The organism is Streptococcus sp. HMSC073D05 (assembly GCF_001812015.1).
Lineage (GTDB): Bacteria > Bacillota > Bacilli > Lactobacillales > Streptococcaceae > Streptococcus > Streptococcus parasanguinis_D.
The window spans coordinates 171,386-189,880 of sequence record NZ_KV807499.1; the positions used below are offsets into that span (position 1 = coordinate 171,386).

The 18,495-nt window shown below is 42.1% G+C and carries 16 protein-coding genes; 3 read left to right on the plus strand and 13 right to left on the minus strand.

The window, feature by feature from the left end:
• Nucleotides 1-13: 13 nt before the first annotated feature.
• The 3 genes from budA to HMPREF2832_RS08320 form a co-directional block, all read right to left on the minus strand.
• Nucleotides 14-730: an acetolactate decarboxylase gene (gene budA / locus HMPREF2832_RS08310; protein WP_021153550.1), complete on the minus strand. Its 717-nt coding sequence runs from the start codon at nt 728-730 to the stop codon at nt 14-16.
• 72 nt (nt 731-802) lie between these two features.
• Entirely contained in the window at nt 803-2,032 is a 1,230-nt protein-coding gene (locus tag HMPREF2832_RS08315) for a tetratricopeptide repeat protein (protein ID WP_070506527.1), read from the minus strand.
• On the minus strand, nt 2,022-3,197 hold the full coding sequence (locus HMPREF2832_RS08320; RefSeq protein ID WP_070506531.1) for an AI-2E family transporter: 1,176 nt from the start codon (nt 3,195-3,197) through the stop codon (nt 2,022-2,024). Before HMPREF2832_RS08320 ends, HMPREF2832_RS08315 begins: the two co-directional genes overlap by 11 nt.
• 168 nt (nt 3,198-3,365) lie before the next feature.
• On the opposite strand from HMPREF2832_RS08320, the gene HMPREF2832_RS08325 reads away from it, so the two are divergent.
• Nucleotides 3,366-4,376 (plus strand): lactonase family protein, encoded by a 1,011-nt coding sequence (locus tag HMPREF2832_RS08325; protein WP_070506536.1) that lies wholly within the window; start codon nt 3,366-3,368, stop codon nt 4,374-4,376.
• Between the two features lie 95 nt (nt 4,377-4,471).
• Nucleotides 4,472-4,657 (plus strand): hypothetical protein, encoded by a 186-nt coding sequence (locus HMPREF2832_RS08330; protein WP_061590990.1) that lies wholly within the window; start codon nt 4,472-4,474, stop codon nt 4,655-4,657.
• A 103-nt stretch (nt 4,658-4,760) separates the two neighbouring features.
• Here HMPREF2832_RS08330 and eno read toward each other — a convergent pair whose 3' ends face one another.
• On the minus strand, nt 4,761-6,065 hold the full coding sequence (eno, locus tag HMPREF2832_RS08335) for a surface-displayed alpha-enolase (RefSeq protein WP_061590991.1): 1,305 nt from the start codon (nt 6,063-6,065) through the stop codon (nt 4,761-4,763).
• A gap of 211 nt (nt 6,066-6,276) precedes the next feature.
• Here eno and HMPREF2832_RS08340 point away from each other — a divergent pair, with 211 nt between their 5' ends.
• Nucleotides 6,277-6,729 (plus strand): DUF1694 domain-containing protein, encoded by a 453-nt coding sequence (locus tag HMPREF2832_RS08340; protein ID WP_070506540.1) that lies wholly within the window; start codon nt 6,277-6,279, stop codon nt 6,727-6,729.
• Nucleotides 6,730-6,771: 42 nt separating this feature from the next.
• Here HMPREF2832_RS08340 and HMPREF2832_RS08345 read toward each other — a convergent pair whose 3' ends face one another.
• The 9 genes from HMPREF2832_RS08345 to HMPREF2832_RS08385 form a co-directional block, all read right to left on the minus strand.
• Nucleotides 6,772-7,887, minus strand: coding sequence for a glycerate kinase (locus HMPREF2832_RS08345; protein ID WP_070506545.1), 1,116 nt, complete (start codon nt 7,885-7,887; stop codon nt 6,772-6,774).
• On the minus strand, nt 7,872-8,540 hold the full coding sequence (gene serB / locus HMPREF2832_RS08350; protein WP_070506548.1) for a phosphoserine phosphatase SerB: 669 nt from the start codon (nt 8,538-8,540) through the stop codon (nt 7,872-7,874). The genes HMPREF2832_RS08345 and serB overlap by 16 nt, the downstream gene beginning before the upstream one ends.
• Before the next feature lie 112 nt (nt 8,541-8,652).
• Nucleotides 8,653-10,377: a septation ring formation regulator EzrA gene (gene ezrA, locus HMPREF2832_RS08355; RefSeq protein WP_070506553.1), complete on the minus strand. Its 1,725-nt coding sequence runs from the start codon at nt 10,375-10,377 to the stop codon at nt 8,653-8,655.
• 86 nt (nt 10,378-10,463) lie between these two features.
• Nucleotides 10,464-12,413 (minus strand): DNA topoisomerase (ATP-hydrolyzing) subunit B, encoded by a 1,950-nt coding sequence (gene gyrB / locus HMPREF2832_RS08360; protein WP_049475345.1) that lies wholly within the window; start codon nt 12,411-12,413, stop codon nt 10,464-10,466.
• Between the two features lie 12 nt (nt 12,414-12,425).
• Nucleotides 12,426-12,989, minus strand: coding sequence for an HAD-IA family hydrolase (locus HMPREF2832_RS08365; RefSeq protein WP_070506564.1), 564 nt, complete (start codon nt 12,987-12,989; stop codon nt 12,426-12,428).
• A 165-nt stretch (nt 12,990-13,154) separates the two neighbouring features.
• Nucleotides 13,155-13,706, minus strand: coding sequence for a DJ-1 family glyoxalase III (locus tag HMPREF2832_RS08370; protein ID WP_045759665.1), 552 nt, complete (start codon nt 13,704-13,706; stop codon nt 13,155-13,157).
• Between the two features lie 19 nt (nt 13,707-13,725).
• Nucleotides 13,726-14,955, minus strand: a complete 1,230-nt coding sequence (locus HMPREF2832_RS08375) for an FtsW/RodA/SpoVE family cell cycle protein (protein WP_070506568.1) — start codon at nt 14,953-14,955, stop codon at nt 13,726-13,728.
• A 33-nt stretch (nt 14,956-14,988) separates the two neighbouring features.
• Complete coding sequence (locus tag HMPREF2832_RS08380; protein ID WP_049472428.1) at nt 14,989-15,969, minus strand: YeiH family protein; 981 nt, start codon at nt 15,967-15,969, stop codon at nt 14,989-14,991.
• A gap of 4 nt (nt 15,970-15,973) precedes the next feature.
• Nucleotides 15,974-18,427, minus strand: a complete 2,454-nt coding sequence (locus HMPREF2832_RS08385) for a bifunctional DnaQ family exonuclease/ATP-dependent helicase (protein ID WP_070506986.1) — start codon at nt 18,425-18,427, stop codon at nt 15,974-15,976.
• Nucleotides 18,428-18,495 lie beyond the last annotated feature (68 nt).

Sequence of the window (18,495 nt, forward strand, 5' to 3'; positions counted from 1 at the left end):
TCCCAGCCTCTTTTTATTCTGCTTTATTGATGTCCTCTTTGACCTCATCAACATTGAATTTGGCAAAGAGGTACTGACGGTCTTGAACTGGGAAACGTTGATCCAGCTGATCGATGGCCCCCACCTCTACAATCCCTTCTGTGATGACAAAATCCATGACATGGCCACCAAAGGTGTGGTCATCTGAAATAAAGTGCAAATGATAACCAGCCACACTCACGCCATGGAAAATTTCGGGTGTCCAAAAACCGACGATGGTTCCAGTGACATTTTCCCGTGTATACTCTGGCTGATGGGTTGCAACCTCTGCAAACTTCATTTCTGGCGTTGATTTTGGAATCATACGGACATGCATCTTGGCAAAGTCACCACGAATCTTAATGGAGCGGAAAAGATTTTCCCCATCATAATAAGACTCAATACGGGCTTCCAATTCCTCGTCCGTCATTTCAAAGCGTTGGCGGAAAATCACTTCTGCTTGGTGAGGGACGACTGCTGCATAAGGAACCTTAGCATCCGGAGAAACTTCGACTATTTCAGGATGGTCCCCTGATCCCTTTGCCTGATATGCCTTACCATCTAATACAATCAACTCTCCATCAATAGAATCAAGCGTCCCAACTCCTAGATCTCCGTGTTCCAAGAGTTCTCCAATCGTAAATGAACCCCCGTACAGACCCGCCATTAGGGCACCTAAGGTATTGTATTGAAAAAGTTTCACTGGTTCCATGTTTTTCTCTCCTCATTCTATCTTCTACCAGTATACCACAAACTATTCCGAATCTTCACGATATGGTTTTGATTAGAGGCTATCATAGAGGGTTTGCATCTGTACATCGTCTGGTACGATAGCCAAATACTGATTAGCCACTTCACGCGCCTTCGTCACATCTCCAGCCTCACGCAACAAATAAACATAGGCTTCGAGGAATTCTGGGTTGTCCTTTAAGTCCTCATAGAGCTCTTGGTAGGCTAAGACGGCCTCTTCTGTTTTCTCCAAGGCAGCCAAGGCACGGGCAATGTTCCACCGGGTAACAACTGTTTCGACTTCTTCATTTTGCCAAGCCAAGACTTGGTCAAAGCGTTCCTGTTCCAAATAAAGGGTAGTCAGGCGAAGAGCAATCTCTTCGAGATCATCTGCCACTTCTTTAGCCTCTAATAGATAAGCTTCTGCCTGTTCAGGCTGGTGAAGTTCATAAGAAAGCTGAGAAGCAAGAAGCTTCAACTGGGCATCAAAGGGATTCTTCTGGATCCCTTGTTTAGCAATCTCAAGCGCTTTTTCACGGTCATTTTCAGCCTGTAAAGCCAAGGCATAACCATACTCATAGCCCTCAAAATCAGGCGACAAGGTATCAATTTGTTTGTAGTAAATCAAGGCTTTTTGGAATTCTTCTTGGTCAGACAATAGGGTCGCTAATTCGTAAGCAATCTGGTCATCAAACTCAATCTCCAGAGCTTTCTCTAAGAAGGGAACAGCTGCTTCAAACTTACCAAGATTGGCATAGGCAAAACCAATTCGTTGATAGGTGGAAATTCCTGTTGCTTCCAAAATCTCCCGATTGTCCAACTGGGCATACTCTTGGATAGCCTCTTGGTAGCGTTCCAATTCCAGATCAATTTCAGCTAGTCCTAATTGAATGATGGGATCATCAGACAGACGGGCTGCTTCAACTAATTTTTCACGCGCCACATCTGCTAAACCTTCCATCTGATAGAGATCCGCCTTAACCAAGAGACTCGCCACATACCAGTTAGAGTCTGGCTCAATTTCTTCTAAATAAGCAAAGGCCTCTTCCATTTGTCCTTCCTCTGCAAGGATAGTTGCCAAACTTAGATACACTTCTGGATAGATTTCTGCAATCTGTTCATAGATCTCTTTTGCCTGAGGGTAAAAACCGATACTTTCAAGATATTGACCTAAATCCAATAATTGTGCTTCACTATCTTCTAACAAAGCCTGTTGAAATTGAACTTCTGCCTCTTCTAGCTTTTGCCGATCGAGAGCCTCTACCATTTGTTGACTATGACTCACTGTGTGTTTCCTCTTCTACTTCATTATGTTCTTCATACAAACCACTGACGACCTTATACCATTCAAAGATAGCTCCAATCACCACCTTAGCAGATGCATAGACTGGAATTCCAAGGAAAACTCCCCAGATTCCAAACATAGATCCTGACGTCAAGAGCACAAATAAAATGGTAATCGGGTGGATATTTAACTGGCTTCCCAAAACCAACGGTGATACAAAACGTCCTTCAATGGTTTGCTCCACTGCAAATACAATCAAGACCTTGATAAACATCTCTGGTCCTGCTACCAAGCCCAATACTAAGGCAGGTAACATGGCTAAAAAACTACCCAAGTAAGGGATCAAATTCAAGATCCCCGCAGAGATCCCAAGTGTCACCGCATAGCGCAAACCAATGATCTTAAAGAAGATGATGAACATAATGGCGACGACAATAGCTACCGTAATTTGCCCTCGAACGTAGTTGGAGAGTTGAGTGTTGACATCTGAGAGAACTTGTTCAGCCGATTTACGAATCTTAGTCGGTAAGAAGCGAACAATGTGGCCCTTTAAATTTTTTCCATCTCGCAGAAGATAAAAGACAATAAAAGGCATGATGATCAAGGCAACAATAACTTGCGAAGCCACTCCGATCAAGTTGCTGACCCAATTGACAGCCCGCCCAGAGATCGAACTGGCCCAAGAAGTAATGTTTGCAGACAATTCCTTGGTAATCTCATCTAACTGGGGTTTGATATCAGAGGAGACGCGATTATCTAGAAAATCATCGATGGTTGCATTGGCCTTTTCCAAATAAGTTGGCAGGTTATGAAAGAAACTCACCACTTGTCGTTGGACGGATGGAATCACTACAGCTAGACCCCAAATTAAAAGCACTGCAATCAAGAAAAAGACTAAGGAAATCGCAAAAATTCGCTTAAGTCCTTTTCTTTCAAGAAAGTCAACAATGGGGTTAAGCAGGTAATAGAGCAAACCAGAAATAATGACAGGCAGCATGACGGCTCCTGCAAACTCAAAAATAGGAATAAAAATAAAGGTGATTTTACTCAAAACCAAAAGGTTCAAGCCCAACAGCAAGGTAACTAAAAATACGGTAATGGCCTTGTTGTCTAAAAACCATCTAAAAAACCAAGACAAACTAAACTGTTTTTCTTTATTATCCACAGAGAACTCCTTTTCATTTCAATCTGTTTCTATTTTAGCATTTTTTGAGCTTGAAGTTACGAAAAAACTAGCAAAATAAGAAAGAAAGGCCCTCCCCTTTTCAACTAGCAATTGCCTTCCAATAGGACCTTTGATATAATAAACCTAACAAATCATACGAGGTGACCTATGTCTCAAACCATTTATTTCGGTACCTATACCAAAAAAGAATCCAAAGGAATTTACAAGGCACAATTTGATCCTGAAACAGGGGCATTGAGCCATCTTGAACTAGTGGCAGCTGAACCCAATCCAACCTATATCGCTTTTTCTGAAAAAGGAAACCTCTACAGTGTCGGAGCTGAAGAGGGTAAAGGAGGAATCGCAAGCTTTACAGCTGATTTTCAGCCGCTCAATCACGTTGTTGAAGAGGGGGCTCCACTCTGCTATGTCTCTGTCGATGACAAGCGTCAACTGGTCTATGGAGCCAACTATCACAAAGGCCAAGTTCTCGTATATAAGATAGAGGCAGATGGGCGTTTGTCCTTTGTCGATCAAGACACCCACAAAGGAAGTGGTCCTCATGCCAATCAAGCAAGTCCACATACCCACTATGCAGACCTTACGCCAGATCAGTACTTGATCACGTGTGACCTAGGAACTGATAGTTTTCATGTCTATGATGTCAGTGAGGAAGGAAAACTGACCCTGATCAATCAGTATCAAACAGCTCCAGGGGCAGGACCTCGTCACCTGGTCTTTCATCCTCACTATAAGACTGCCTATCTCATCAATGAATTAAATGCTACGATCGATGTACTCTTTTATGACGGTATGGGTGAATTCGAACACTTCCAAACTGTTTCCACACTTCCATCAGACTACGATGGTCAAAAATGGGCTTCTGCAATCAAGCTCTCAGCTGATGGAAAATTCCTCTATGCATCTAACCGTGCTCATAATTCCATCGCTGTCTTCAAAGTTGTGGCTGATGGTAGCCTAGAACTGATTGAAATTGTTCCAAGTCAAGGGCTCAATCCACGTGATTTTACGCTTAGTCCTGATCAAAACTATTTGATCGCAGTCCATCAAGATTCACCTAATGCCACCGTCTTCAAACGAGATTCTGCTAGCGGAAAATTGACCCTTCTATCCGACGACTTCTATGTTCCAGAGGCCGTTTGTACGGTTTTTCATTAAGTCGTTTTAGTTGTCAAACCTCTAAAAAAATGATTAAATAGATGAGAAAAAGGCGCGAGCCTGACTTCACAACTTATATTTTAGGAGACCCTAACATGAATCCATTAGACTTATTTAACCAAGTGAAAGAAATGATCGAAAAGAAAGATTTCGACGCTGCAAAGAAATTTGTTGAAGACAACAAAGACAACCTCGGTGACTACCTTGAACAAGCAAAAGGGCTTGTTTCTGGAAATGAAATGGTCAGCGGTGCCTTGGACAAAATCAAAGGCTTGTTCTAATAACACTACTCCTCAACGCTGTAGTTGAGGAGTTTTTATTTGAGCTGATCGCAAAAAAGATCCTTGAGAAAACTCAAGGATCTTTTTAGTCTAGTAAACTAGATTATTTCTTAAGGTTGTAGAATGATTTCAATCCACGGTATTCAGCTACTTCACCAAGTTGATCTTCGATACGAAGCAATTGGTTGTATTTAGCGATACGGTCTGTACGTGAAAGTGAACCAGTCTTGATTTGTCCTGCGTTTGTTGCAACTGCGATGTCAGCGATTGTTGAATCTTCAGTTTCACCTGAACGGTGTGATACAACGGCAGTGTAACCAGCTTCTTTAGCCATTTCGATAGCATCGAATGTTTCAGTAAGAGTACCGATTTGGTTAACTTTGATAAGGATTGAGTTAGCAGCACCTTCTTCGATACCACGTGAAAGGTAGTCAGTGTTTGTTACGAAGAAGTCGTCACCAACCAATTGAACTTTCTTACCAAGACGTTCAGTAAGAGCTTTCCAACCTTCCCAGTCGTTTTCATCCATACCATCTTCGATAGTGATGATAGGGTATTTGTCAACCAATCCTTCAAGGTAAGCGATTTGTTCTTCAGCAGTACGAACAGCAGCGCCTTCACCTTCGAATTTAGTGTAGTCGTATACTTTACGTTCTTTATCGTAGAATTCTGATGAAGCACAGTCAAATCCGATAAATACATCTTTACCTGGAACATAACCAGCAGCTTCGATAGCAGCGATGATAGTTTCTACACCATCTTCAGTTCCGTCGAAACGAGGAGCGAATCCACCTTCGTCACCAACGGCTGTTTCAAGACCACGACCTTTAAGAATTTTCTTAAGTGCGTGGAAGATTTCAGCACCCCAACGAAGAGCTTCTTTGAATGTAGGTGCACCAGCAGGTACGATCATGAATTCTTGGAAAGCGATTGGAGCATCTGAGTGAGATCCACCATTGATGATGTTCATCATTGGAGTTGGAAGAACTTTAGTGTTGAATCCACCAAGGTAGCTGTAAAGTGGGATTTCAAGGTAGTCAGCAGCAGCACGAGCTACAGCAATAGACACACCAAGGATTGCGTTTGCTCCCAATTTACCTTTGTTAGGAGTACCGTCAAGAGCGATCATTGCACGGTCAATAGCTTGTTGGTCACGTACATCGTAGCCGATGATTGCTTCAGCAATGATGTTGTTTACATTGTCAACAGCTTTTTGAGTTCCAAGACCACCGTAACGAGATTTGTCACCGTCGCGAAGTTCTACTGCTTCGTGTTCACCAGTAGAAGCTCCTGATGGAACCATACCACGTCCGAAAGCACCTGATTCAGTATAAACTTCTACTTCAAGTGTTGGGTTACCGCGTGAGTCTAGGACTTCGCGAGCGTAAACATCAGTAATAATTGACATTTCTTACTCTCCTTATTGAGTTATATTTTTTACTCCTCTATCATATCGTAATTAGGCTATTTTTTCAAGAAAAAACAAGGAAATCTACGAAAATTGAGAAGTTTTTAACAAGAAAACGGTTGCACTATCTTATTTTCTTCCATTTCTCCTCCTTATTTAATTTTTTAGCATTCTTCTACTCTTCTGCTACGCTTTATGCTATACTAAACTTATGACAGATATTAATAAAACGATTTTAGAAAAAGCTGCTGGTCCTACTCGGTTCAATCCTGATGAACAGCGTCGATTTTTGGAGACTTATGAGGAGCGTGTGATTGCATCATGTACCTTGGAGGAGGCAAGGGACAATCTCTATTTGGAGCACTATTCTTCAATTCTTACGAACATTTCAGAACGCTTTGAACCTGTATTGGTCAAGATTTCGCCTGCCTTGGATGAAAGCAGCCAACTTCAATATTTGAAAAAGACAAAGGATCTTGGACTTGTGGCAAGTATCGTTTCGGATGACTGTCGCCATTCTCCATTTGGTCTCATCATCCATACTGACCACCCATCTGGAATTTCACCAACAGATATGAGTCTCCAGTATCCAAATTTATTTGAAAAGAAAGAAGAGACTGCCAGTCCAGAAAAGAAATCATTTTGGAAACGTCTCTTTAGCTAAAGAAAAACCAATGGAAGGGAACATCCCTTTTCCATTGGTTTTTTAGTTTGCTTTTATTTTTAAAAGGTTCCCAATATTTCGAGCACAGGAAATCAGATTCCTTTCAGCATGAGCGAGTGCATCTGCTACCTCACAAGGACCAGGTACGATAGAGAAGGCAGCATCAATGTGATGACTAGGAAAAACAGGCAAATCCTCCGCTAAGCTACCACAAATAGCAAGCACTGGGATCTTCTCTGGTGTTCGTTTGGCCACCCCGACAGGTGCTTTCCCAGAAAGGGATTGGAGATCCATCCTACCTTCCCCGACCACGACCAGATCAGCTTTTTGTACTTTGTGATCAAAGTCAATCAAATCGAGGCTTTTTTCAATTCCTGAGGAGATCTGACCACCGGAAAAAGCGACCAAGCCAGCAGCCATGCCACCTCCAGCTCCGGCACCAGGCATGGGCAATATTCGTGCATCTACTAATTGGTAAAAACCCTGCATAGCCTGATCAACAGCTGGAAACAGAAGGGGATTTAATCCCTTTTGCCCACCAAAGATATAGGTCGCTCCTTGACTGCCACAGAGAGGATTGGTTACATCCGTTAAGACTTGGAGCTCGATGTCTTCTAAAACTTTTGGAACCGCACTGGTATCTATTCTAGCCACACGACCGAGCGAAGCCCCGACAGGACGAAGCAGATGGCCTTGTTCATCATAGAAGGCTACCCCAAGTCCAGCAGCCATCCCAATCCCACCATCATTCGTTGCAGAACCGCCAATTCCCACACAGATTGTTTTAACCCCTTGGTCAACCAATTGCAAAATAAGTTCACCAATGCCTCGTGTTTCCAGTTCAAGAGGATTTCGTTTTTCAGCTGGAATGGAGCCTAAACCGACAAGTGAGGCCATTTCAAAAAAAGCCATCTCATCTTTTTGGTAGTAAGACATTGAAACAGGCTGTCCAAATGGTCCGGTTACTTGAGTTTGGTACTCCGTTACATCCAGAACTCCAGCTAGAGTTTCCATGGTGCCTTCGCCACCATCCCCTATAGGAAGGAGGTCAAAAGTTGCATCTGGTAGAGCCTCTTGAAATCCTTTTTTCAAGGCTTCTGCCACTTGTTTGGCAGATAATGATTCTTTAAATGAATCCGGGGCTAGTAGGATATGCATGCTGTTTCCTTTCTATGCTGGTCTAGAATTTCAAGAACAAGGCTTAAATCCCTCTTCTCGATACGATATGGGGCTCGCTCAGCGACGATTGGCTTGGCCATAAAGGAAATCCCGATACCGGCTGTTTCAATCATCGGAAGATCATTGGCACCATCTCCCATCGCAATCGTCTGACTTCGTGGGACATGATTTTCTTTCGCCCAGGTTAAAAGTGCCTCTTTTTTCCTTTCAGGAGTGATTATCCCACCGAGGACTTCCCCTGTTAGACGGCCATCAAAAGTCCGCAAACGATTGGCAAGGACCAGATCAATTCCTAAAGACCTTGCGATGGGATCAATGACTTCATGAAATCCCCCCGAAACAAGACCAACCTTGTAACCTCTTTGATGCAGTTCCATGATCAATGTCTCAGCACCCGGTGTGACTTCCATCTGCTCCAAAATTTTCGGAAAGATAGAGGTCTCTAATCCCTTCAATAAAGCAACACGCGCCTCTAAAGATGCTGAAAAATCCAGCTCCCCTTTCATCGCTTGTGCTGTAATCTCTGCCACTTTTTCTCCCACGCCAGCTTCTTGAGCTAGTAGATCAATCCCTTCCTGTCGGACCAAGGTTCCATCTACATCCATAACGAGGAGACCTGTTACTTCTTTCATCGCTTTCCTTTCTTATTTCTCCCTTACTATACAAAAATAGGGTTTAAATTTCAAGTTTCAATGATGATTTGAAGATAAAAAAATGACCTCCTAAAAGGTCATTTTTCTGTTATTAGAAGCGAATTTGCTCCCGGGTTTTTTCGTATGAAGTAACAAAGCGATCAGTTACGCCAGCTTCTACCATTTCCAAAGCATCTGAGATAACTTTGAAGGAAGCCGCATAGTCATATTCTCTTTCGAAAATATAAAGCGACTCATCAAAGGCTGCCTGCACATGATCATCAAATGAACGGTAACGGTTCGAGTATTGCAACAATTGTTCTGTCAATGTCGCATTTTGAACAATTCGATACGCCGCTTCTTCCAATTCATTCATATCATTGGTCAAGATTTCCAACAAACGATTGGTTGATTCGATGTTGATCTTATCCCCTTCCAACTCATCCATCAAAGCTTCTGTATTGTTACTTGCAGTGAAGAAAATTTCTAAGAATTCTTGAGGAATTCCTGGCAAGTTTCGTTTGTCCATATAGCGTTTAATGGCATGCAAACGGTTGGCATAGATGTTGACTTTTTGGCGAGCGTTGGCATCGTCTTTTTCAATTTTTGAAAGAGAATCACTTAAGCCAATTTGCTCATCTTCGATTTCTTTCAAGCGAGCTTCGATAGCTTCTAACTCTTCTTCTACGATAGAATAGGCCTTTTGTGTTTCAGATGAATCTTTCAAGGCATCTTCTACTACATTTTCTTGTGAAGATAGCTCAGCTTCCAACTCTTTTAACTGTTGGCTGAAGCTTTCATTCAAGACAAATGTTTTACCAAGACGTTCCACTTCTGCCGCAAGGTTGCTATTGTTATCTTTAGCATGTTTCAAATAGCCAGGCAGTTGTTTCACTAACTTCTTCACAACTTTTTGTGATTCAATTTCACGGGTAAAGATGTGATACAAGGCATCGATTTCTTCTTGAATTTGTTCATTTTCGTAAATGGCATTGTCCAATTCAAGGGCAGATACATTTGCCATATTGTTCTTCAAGGAAGCATGCAATTGTTGGAAACGAGATTCAATATCTGTTTCAGTGAAGTGGTAACCAGATTCCAAAAGCTTGCGGTAGCCACTTTCCAAATCCTCTAATTGATCAGGAAGTTTTGTTTGAAGGGCAGTGACAATTTCTGGCACTCGCTCAACAATTTGTTTTAAGGCTACAATATGATTTTCAGCTGTATCAAGGATTTCAGCAGCTTCAACAGGGTCACCTGAAGAATTCAAGGTTACAAATTGTGAAAACTCAGATTGAATATTTCCAATTTGTTTTTCAATTTCAGGAAGCGCACTGCCATAACGATCTGGGTCTGAAGTGACTTCTTTTTGAAGTTCTTCAAACATATCCAAGGCATGAACCACACGACCGCTATTCTTTTGTTCCTGCTCTTCCAGATCAGAAAGGGCTTTCCGAATCGCCTTGATATCTTCGTCAATCAATTGGATCTGACTTTCGATATTGTCAATGGCTTGTTTAGCCTTCATGAAACGGAAAGAATTGTTATAGCCTTCCGCTTCAAACAGATTGTTTTCAATATCAGCAAATGAATTTAAGGATAAATCTACCCATTTTTGATTCCATTCACGAAATGCAATTTGACTTTGACCAATCAAATGCATATTTTTTACGGCCTCTACTTCATCGTTGACCGGAAGGTTGTATAACTTTTCTTTTCGTTCTTCCAGTGCTGCCAGTAAGGCTTCATTTCGTTTTCTCAAAATGACTGCAACCACATATCCTACAATCAAGATAAGGGCGACAATAAAGATGAGAACAATTAGTCCACTAGACATATAAAAACTCCTTCATCGTATTACTTGAACGTAATCCTAGTAATTATACCATAAAATATCCATTAATGGGAAGCGTTCGGTGAATTTTATACATCGAGTGTACTATATTCAGCGTTTTCTTCGATAAATTCACGACGTGGTTCCACACGGTCCCCCATCAACATATCAAAGATCTTATCTGCTTCCGCAGCATCGTCTACTGATACTCGTGCCATCAAGCGGTGTTCTGGATTCATGGTTGTTTCCCATAATTGGTGATCATCCATTTCTCCAAGACCTTTATAGCGTTGGATGGTTGGTTTTGAGCGACCTTCTGAATAACGTTCCAAAGCTGCAGCTAATTCAGCTTCTTGGTTGGCACCAGGTTGGATATATTCTTTGATTTCACTACCGACTTTGACCCCATAGATTGGTGGTTGCGCGATGTAAACATATCCCGCTTCCAAGACTGGTTTCATATAGCGATAGATCAAGGTCAATAGAAGGGTTCGGATATGAGCGCCATCGACATCGGCATCGGTCATGATCACTAATTTTTGATAACGCGCTTTTGTAACATCAAATTCGGCACCAAATCCAGTTCCCATAGCAGTAAATAAACTACGGATCTCTTCATTGGCTAGAATTTTGTCCATACTTGCTTTTTCAACGTTCAAGATCTTACCACGGATTGGGAGAATCGCTTGGAATTCCCGATTTCGACCAGATTTTGCAGATCCACCGGCTGAATCCCCTTCGACGATAAAGAGTTCTGTTTCTTGTGGATTATTTGAAGAACAATCTGCCAATTTACCAGGTAGGTTGGAAATCTCAAGCCCTGATTTCTTACGGGTCACCTCACGCGCTCGCTTAGCAGCCACCCGAGCTTTCGCCGCTAAAATCCCTTTTTCGACGATTTTCTTAGCAATTTGCGGATTTTCCAAAAGGAAATCAGAAAAGGCATCACTAAAGAGTCGATTGGTAATCTTAACAACTTCTGAATTTCCAAGCTTGGTCTTGGTTTGTCCTTCAAACTGTGGATTTGGATGTTTAACCGAGATCACTGCTGTTAAGCCTTCTCGAACATCTTCCCCTGTTAGATTGTCTTCGTTTTCTTTTAAGAGCTTATTTTTCTTAGCATAATCATTGATCACACGAGTGAGAGCTGTACGGAAGCCCTGTTCATGAGTCCCACCTTCATGGGTATGAATGTTATTCGCAAAACTCATGACCGTCTCATGGTAGCCTGTGGTATATTGCATAGCTACTTCAACTGTAATATCATCCATTTCACCATCTGTGTAGATTGGTTTTTCAAAGATGACATCTTTGTTTTCATTGATGTATTCGACGTAACTAGAGATCCCACCTTCGTAGTGGTAATGCTTTTCTTGCTCCAGGCCTTCTCGCTTATCCGTCAAAGAAATACGCAAGCCACGATTCAAAAAGGCTAACTCTTGAATCCGTTTATTTAATTTTTCAAAATCATACTCGGTGGTTTCCGTGAAGATTTCTGGGTCTGGAATAAAGTGGACGGTTGTCCCTGTCCGATCTGTCTCCCCGATGACTTTCAAATCATCCACAACGTGTCCACGTCGATACTCTTGGTAATGGATACTGCCATTTTTATAGACGCGAACATCGAGGGATGTGGAGAGGGCATTGACAACGGATGACCCTACCCCGTGAAGACCACCAGAAACCTTGTAGCCGCCTCCGCCGAATTTTCCTCCTGCGTGAAGTACGGTAAAGACAGTTTCGACGGCAGGTCGACCTGTCTTTTCTTGGATATCCACTGGGATCCCACGACCATCATCGACAACCGTGATCGAATTATCTGCTTCAATGAAAACTTCAATATGGCTAGCAAAACCAGCTAAGGCTTCGTCAATCGAGTTATCTACGATTTCCCAGACCAGGTGATGAAGACCTTCTTTTGAGGTAGAACCAATATACATTCCCGGACGCATCCGAACGGCTTCTAGTCCTTCCAAGACCTGAATCTGACTGGCATCATATTCTTGTGCTTGATTTTCTTGCTGTTTATCCTCTGTCATAATTTCCCTTTTCTATTCAAATATAAACTGGTGTAAGTGTGGCATGGAATCAAATAAATAGGTCGAAAGCCCTGCAGCCTTTCCAGCTTCTATATCGATCGGACGATCTCCGATGACCAGACCGTCTTGAATACCATATTTTTCCTTCAAATAAAGCATAGAGGCTGGGTCTGGTTTTCGAGGAAAGCCCTCGTCTGCCGTTACAATCTCCGTAAAGTAGGGTGCAATGCCTGTCTGTTCAATAAGGGTCAAAACTTGGCGATCCCGATGAGATACCAAAAAATGGCGTCCTCCATGTGCTTGGATCTCTTCTAGTAACTCTTTTGCTCCCTCAAATAAGACCGGCTCTTGCAAGCCCAAGGCTTCTTTTTTCTTGTATTCCGTACGAAAATTAGGAATATGAGGCGCAAAGGTATGGATTGCATCCTGTGTTGAGATTTTTAACGCTGCATAAACAGAATCATGATCGGCTTGGATATGAAAGTCCTTCAATGTCGCTACAAAGGCATTTGTGGACGTTTCGTAATTATCCAATAGCGTCCCACCAAGATCCCATATAAAATCATGATAATTCATAGTCAATATTATACCACAAATGGACAAAAAAAATAAGCTAAAACCCTCATTTAGGGGGGATTTTAGCCATTTTTTACGGTCATTTCATCTTAAATCAAATAAAACTCATTTCACACTATAAAAAGTGATCTATCACCAGAAACCGTTGTGTCCAAAAGAGCCCTTTTATGCACCTCCAAAGACATCCTGATAGAGCATTCCTTGCCGAAGGCTTTGGGCATCTCCTCCAAAATGATCCACCAAGGCATAAGCTAAGGCTAGGGCTGTTGAAGGACCACGACTGGTGAGAAGATTACCGTCTTTCACCACTGTTTCTTTCTGATAATGGCCATCTTGAATCTCTTCTTCAAAGCCATCGTAACACGTATAGTGTTTATCTTTTAAGAGACCTGCACGCGCCAAAACAATGGGAGCGGCACAAATTGCAGAGATGGTTTTTCCTTTGCCACTTTCTTCCTGAAGAGCTGTGATCAATTCTGCATTATCCCTCAAATTCGCTGCTCCTGGCATCCCACCTGGTAAGAAGATTCCATCATAATCTGAAAGATCTCCATTCCAAAGGCGATCTACTTCCACTGTAATTTGGTGAGAACCTGTGACTGTTTCTTCCATGCCAATGAGGTCGCAGTCAATCCCAGCACGTCTCAAAACATCGACAATGGTCAAGGCTTCAATTTCTTCAAAACCGTTTGCTAAAATCGTTGCTACTTTTTTCATTTTCATTCCTTCTTTCTAACTATTGCGCCTTTTTAAGGACTACTTTTTTACGGATTGGAACCTCTTCTTCTGGTCCTTTCTTTTTACTACTATGATTATATATTGAGAGTACTAGACCAATACCAATCAGATTACTAATAATAGAGGAACCTCCTTGTGAGATAAAGGGGAGAGGAATCCCCGTCAAGGGGAGAAGGCCCGTTACCGCTCCGACATTTTCAAAAATATGAAAGACCAGCATCATAATAAATCCAATAGAAATATAGGTATAAAATTGGTTGTTGGACTGGAGGGTGATTTTTAAAATACGGTAAATCAGGGACACATATAAAATCAACAGCACAAGAGCTCCAACAAAGCCAAAGTCTTCTGCTACTACTGTAAAAATCATATCACTTTCCCTTACGGGAACCAATAAATTAGAGACATTAAATCCTTGACCAAAGAGGCCACCACTGGCAATGGCTAGCTGTCCTTGCGCCTGCTGGTAGGTGGTTGTTTGTGCATAGTCAAAAGGATTTAACCAGGCTAAAATACGGTTCATTTGGTAGGTTGGCATCCCTACTTGCTGGTGCAGAAAAGCCCGACCCCCTTCTGATAGAAAGAGAAAGAGAAAGCCTGCTAACCCACCTGCTAGAAGCAAGATGACCGGCAAGATTATTTTCCAAGAAACTCCTGAAACGAGCACTAAGCCCGCAAAGATGGCCAAGAATACTAAGGCCGTTCCCAAGTCCTGCTGGAGGGCCAATAAGGCAAAGACCGGAATTGTATAGATGGTCAACTCTAGAATTAAAAACCAATCTTGTCGTAACAATCGCTCACGCCCCTTATTTCTTTGTAAAAATCGAACAATAGAACGTGACAGCATCAGGATGAAGGGAATCTTCATAAATTCTGAAGGCTGAAATAAGGTGATGTTTCCATAAGCTACCCAGTTTTTTGCACCTGTTGAAGCCACCAAGTTTGGATTATAAAAAACAAGAGGAAGAACCATCAAGGCCAAGCCTAGTAGGTAAAGAAAGGGAGTGATTTTCCAAAGAAATTTCGTACTAAAAATCGTCACAATCAGGCAAATGATACATCCCACACCAATCCAGGCTAATTGCTGCCCCAAAAAAGGCCACACCATTTGGGGATAATCATGAGAAACTGCCACATAAACGGATAAGATCCCTATCATAAGTAGGGTGAAGACAATTCCAATGATCGAATAATCCAGGTGGATCGTCCAAAAATGATTTTTCTTCATTCACGTTCCTTTCTGTGAGAATCATCAAATTAATTAATAGAACAACATCTGTAGAATCAAGCTAGATCCTGCCACACAGAACCAAGCAATCAAACCTACCAGAAGGGGGGCTGCTCCTGCCGCACGGAACTGTTTCCAAGAAACCTTGCTTCCGATTCCAACCAAGGCCATGGCCATAAAGAGGTGAGAAAGGTCATTTAGGTAAGGTAGGACCACTTTAGGTACCAGGCCAATAGAAGAAAGAATGGAAGCCACAATAAACCAGATAATAAACCAAGGAATAATTTTCTTTAACATTCCTTTGTTTCTTCCTTGTTGTTTACTCCTATACCATTTTAAACCGATCAAGCCCAAACAAACTGGTACAATCATCAGGGCGCGTGTTAACTTAACAATTGTAGCCATTTGCCCCGCTGCTTTACTGTAAGAAAATGCTGCTGCTACAACAGATGACGTATCGTTAATGGCTGTTCCTGACCAGAGGCCAAATTGGAAATTAGACATATGCCATAAATGCCCTAATACTGGAAAGATAAAGACAGCCAAAATGTTGAAGAAGAAGATAGTTGACATAGATAGGGCAATTTCCTCTTCGTCTGCTTCAATGATCGGAGCTGCTGCTGCAATAGCAGATCCACCACAAATAGCTGTACCAAACCCAATTAAGGTCCGTAGATGAGATTTCAGGTGGAAGACTCTCCCAAAAATAATCGCTGCAAGAAAGGCAACGGTTATCGTCGGCAGACTAATCTTTAAAGAAGATAAACCTGTAGAGGCAACTGTCGCAATGGGCAAGCTAAATCCCATGAAGATAATCGAATACTGCAACAATTTCTTACCGGACCAGTTCAAGCCTGGTCGTGAATTCTCCGGCAAATCCACAAATTCATTAAGGACAATTCCTAAAATTAAGGCAAAAACACTGGAGCCAATAATGGGAAAGAAAGTTCCCAACAACATAGCACAAAGTGCCAGTACAAATGCAATTGCAAGTCCAAATCCTTTATTTTTCATTTTCTCAATTCCTTTCAAAAAAGTCAGCTGCTTGCTCAACAAGCCGCTCTCTCAATGTCGTGTGAAGGGGCAACACTTGTTGCAACCCGTCCAAAATTTGTTTTCCATATCGCTTGGTTACCACCCGCTGATCCAATAAGAGGACCAGAGATTCCTGATCTTGAAAACGGCTGGTTCTCCCAATAGCCTGTTTTAGCCTTAAAATCGCGACTGGAAGACTATAGTCGTAAAAGGGATTTTTCCCCTGTTCTCTGAGTTTTGTATTCAGCTTTTGAACCATATAATCTTTAGGATTGTCAAAAGGAAGGCGCGTGATGATTTGAATCACTTCTTTTTGTTGAGAGAAATCGACTCCCTCCCAGAAGCTTCCTGTTCCCAATAAAATGGAGCTTTCTCCTCGGTCAAATCGCCGCTTAATATTGGCTGCATCCCCATTTCGATACTGGGCCAAATGAGGAAACTTCAAGGCGTTTGACGTCTCCAGTAACAATTCTTTTGAGGTAAACAAAAGAAAAATTGGTTTTCTTAGAGGAAGGAGTTCATCGATGAGCTGACAAATCTCTCCTGCATACTCCACGGAAGATAAAGAAACGACATCTGGAAAATCTATCGGCACCAACAATTCCTGGTGTTGTTTGACTGTTATTGGCACCCGGTAGATTTGCTGCTCTTGGTATCCCAAAAGGGCAGGTAAATGCACCTTTTTACTGATCGCGATCGTCGCTGATACAAAGAGCACGGGCACTTCTTCAGGCACAAACTCCTTAAAGGATAGCAAGTCCTCAACTCCTCCATGGAGACGAAGAATCTGGTGGTTTTCGACCACTTCTTTGTCCATCCAAAAGGTTTGGTAGCGCTCATCAAACAATTCCCTTAGATTCTCTAGAGATTCGTTTTTTAATTCCGATACATCCTGTCGAATTTTTGCCACTGTTTGATCTGATAAGATCGCTGTTTTTCCTTGTACAACTTCCTTAGAGCAGGCATTTAGTTCAAATTGAATACTCTCCAGCAACCGTCGCTGCAGCAGATCTTTTTCCTCTTCGATGGCGTGTTGCAAGCCTAGAAGAAGAGATTGCAAGGTTTCTTCTCTCTGTGAAAACTGCTCTAAAGCAAAGAAGAGTTTTTGCGCTTCATCCACTACCAGAACAGATTCTTGAAGTAGACTCTTATCATCCTCTAGACGAGTTAACAGATAGGCATGATTGGTCAGAATTACCTGGCTGGTTTTCACTTTTTCCTGGCCGAGGCGCCAAAAATCTTCCTGATAGAAAAGTGAACGCTTCGACAATTGGCCATCGTGGCAAATGTCAGCTACAAAATGAAGATGACGATAGAGTTGGCCAATTTCACTGAACTCTCCCGTTTCTGTCATCGTCAGCCAAACCAAGAGTTGCATTTTAAAGCGTCGAATCATCCCATTATCTGACCCACTCTGTAAGGCCTCATAAAATTTATCGAGTTGGATGTAATCCTTGGGACTTTTCAGGCTATGAAAGGGAATTTGGAAAAGATCTTGGATGGTCTTTCCTTCCTTCTTCATAATTTGATCTTGAAGAATTTTAGTGGGAACACTGACAAGAATGCGCTTGGAGGTTTTCGCTAAAAGCGTTAATAGATAGGCATAGGTCTTCCCGATACCCGTTGGCGCTTCAATAAAACTCGGAAGTGGCTGTTGCAAACTGTCCTCGATATAGGCAACAAATTCTCTTTGTTCCGGATAAGCCTCCATTCCCAACAGCTGCATATTGAGTTCAAACTGTTCAGACAAATGACGACTTTCTAAAAACTGCTGTGGCTTGCGCAGATAGAGACCATGAACTTCTGCTAAATGAGCTGGTAAAAAAAGGCTACTGTCTTCAAGCGCATCTTCTATTAAGAGTCGTGATTCATAAATCAAACAATCTGCCATCGAAAGAAGTTTTTCGATCAATCCTCTTGGTAAGCTCGCAATTTTCTCTCTCAATTTCAACAGCAGCTGGGCTGTTGCCATAGCATCAGCTAAAGCGGAGTGAGCATGGTGCAACTCAATTTCTAGTTCAGCTGCAAGCGCTCCTAAATTGTAGCGTTCTAAAGTCGGATAGAAAATTTGAGACAATTCAACCGTATCAATCCGAGGAGTCGTTAGCTCAAATCCTTCCCAAAAGAGGGCTTCTGCCAATAAATTCGCATCAAATTTGACATTATGGGCCACAAAGACGGCATCTTCTATTAATTCAAAAATTTCTTTTGCCACTTGTGCAAACTCTGGAGCTTTTTTCAAGCGAGCATCTGTCAGGCCAGTCAATTGTTTGATATGCTCATCCAATCGTTCATGGGGATTCACATCCGTCTCATAGGATTGCGTAATCCTCCCATCTTCGATGATGACAATCCCAACCTGAATGATCTTAGCATTGCTTCCAGCACTAGTCGCTTCCAGGTCCACAATGGCATATTTCCGTTTCTGTCTTGTCATAATACTTAAAATTATATCACGTTTGAGCAAGCTCTGCAGATTTTTTTCTCCTTTCATGCTGACTTCAA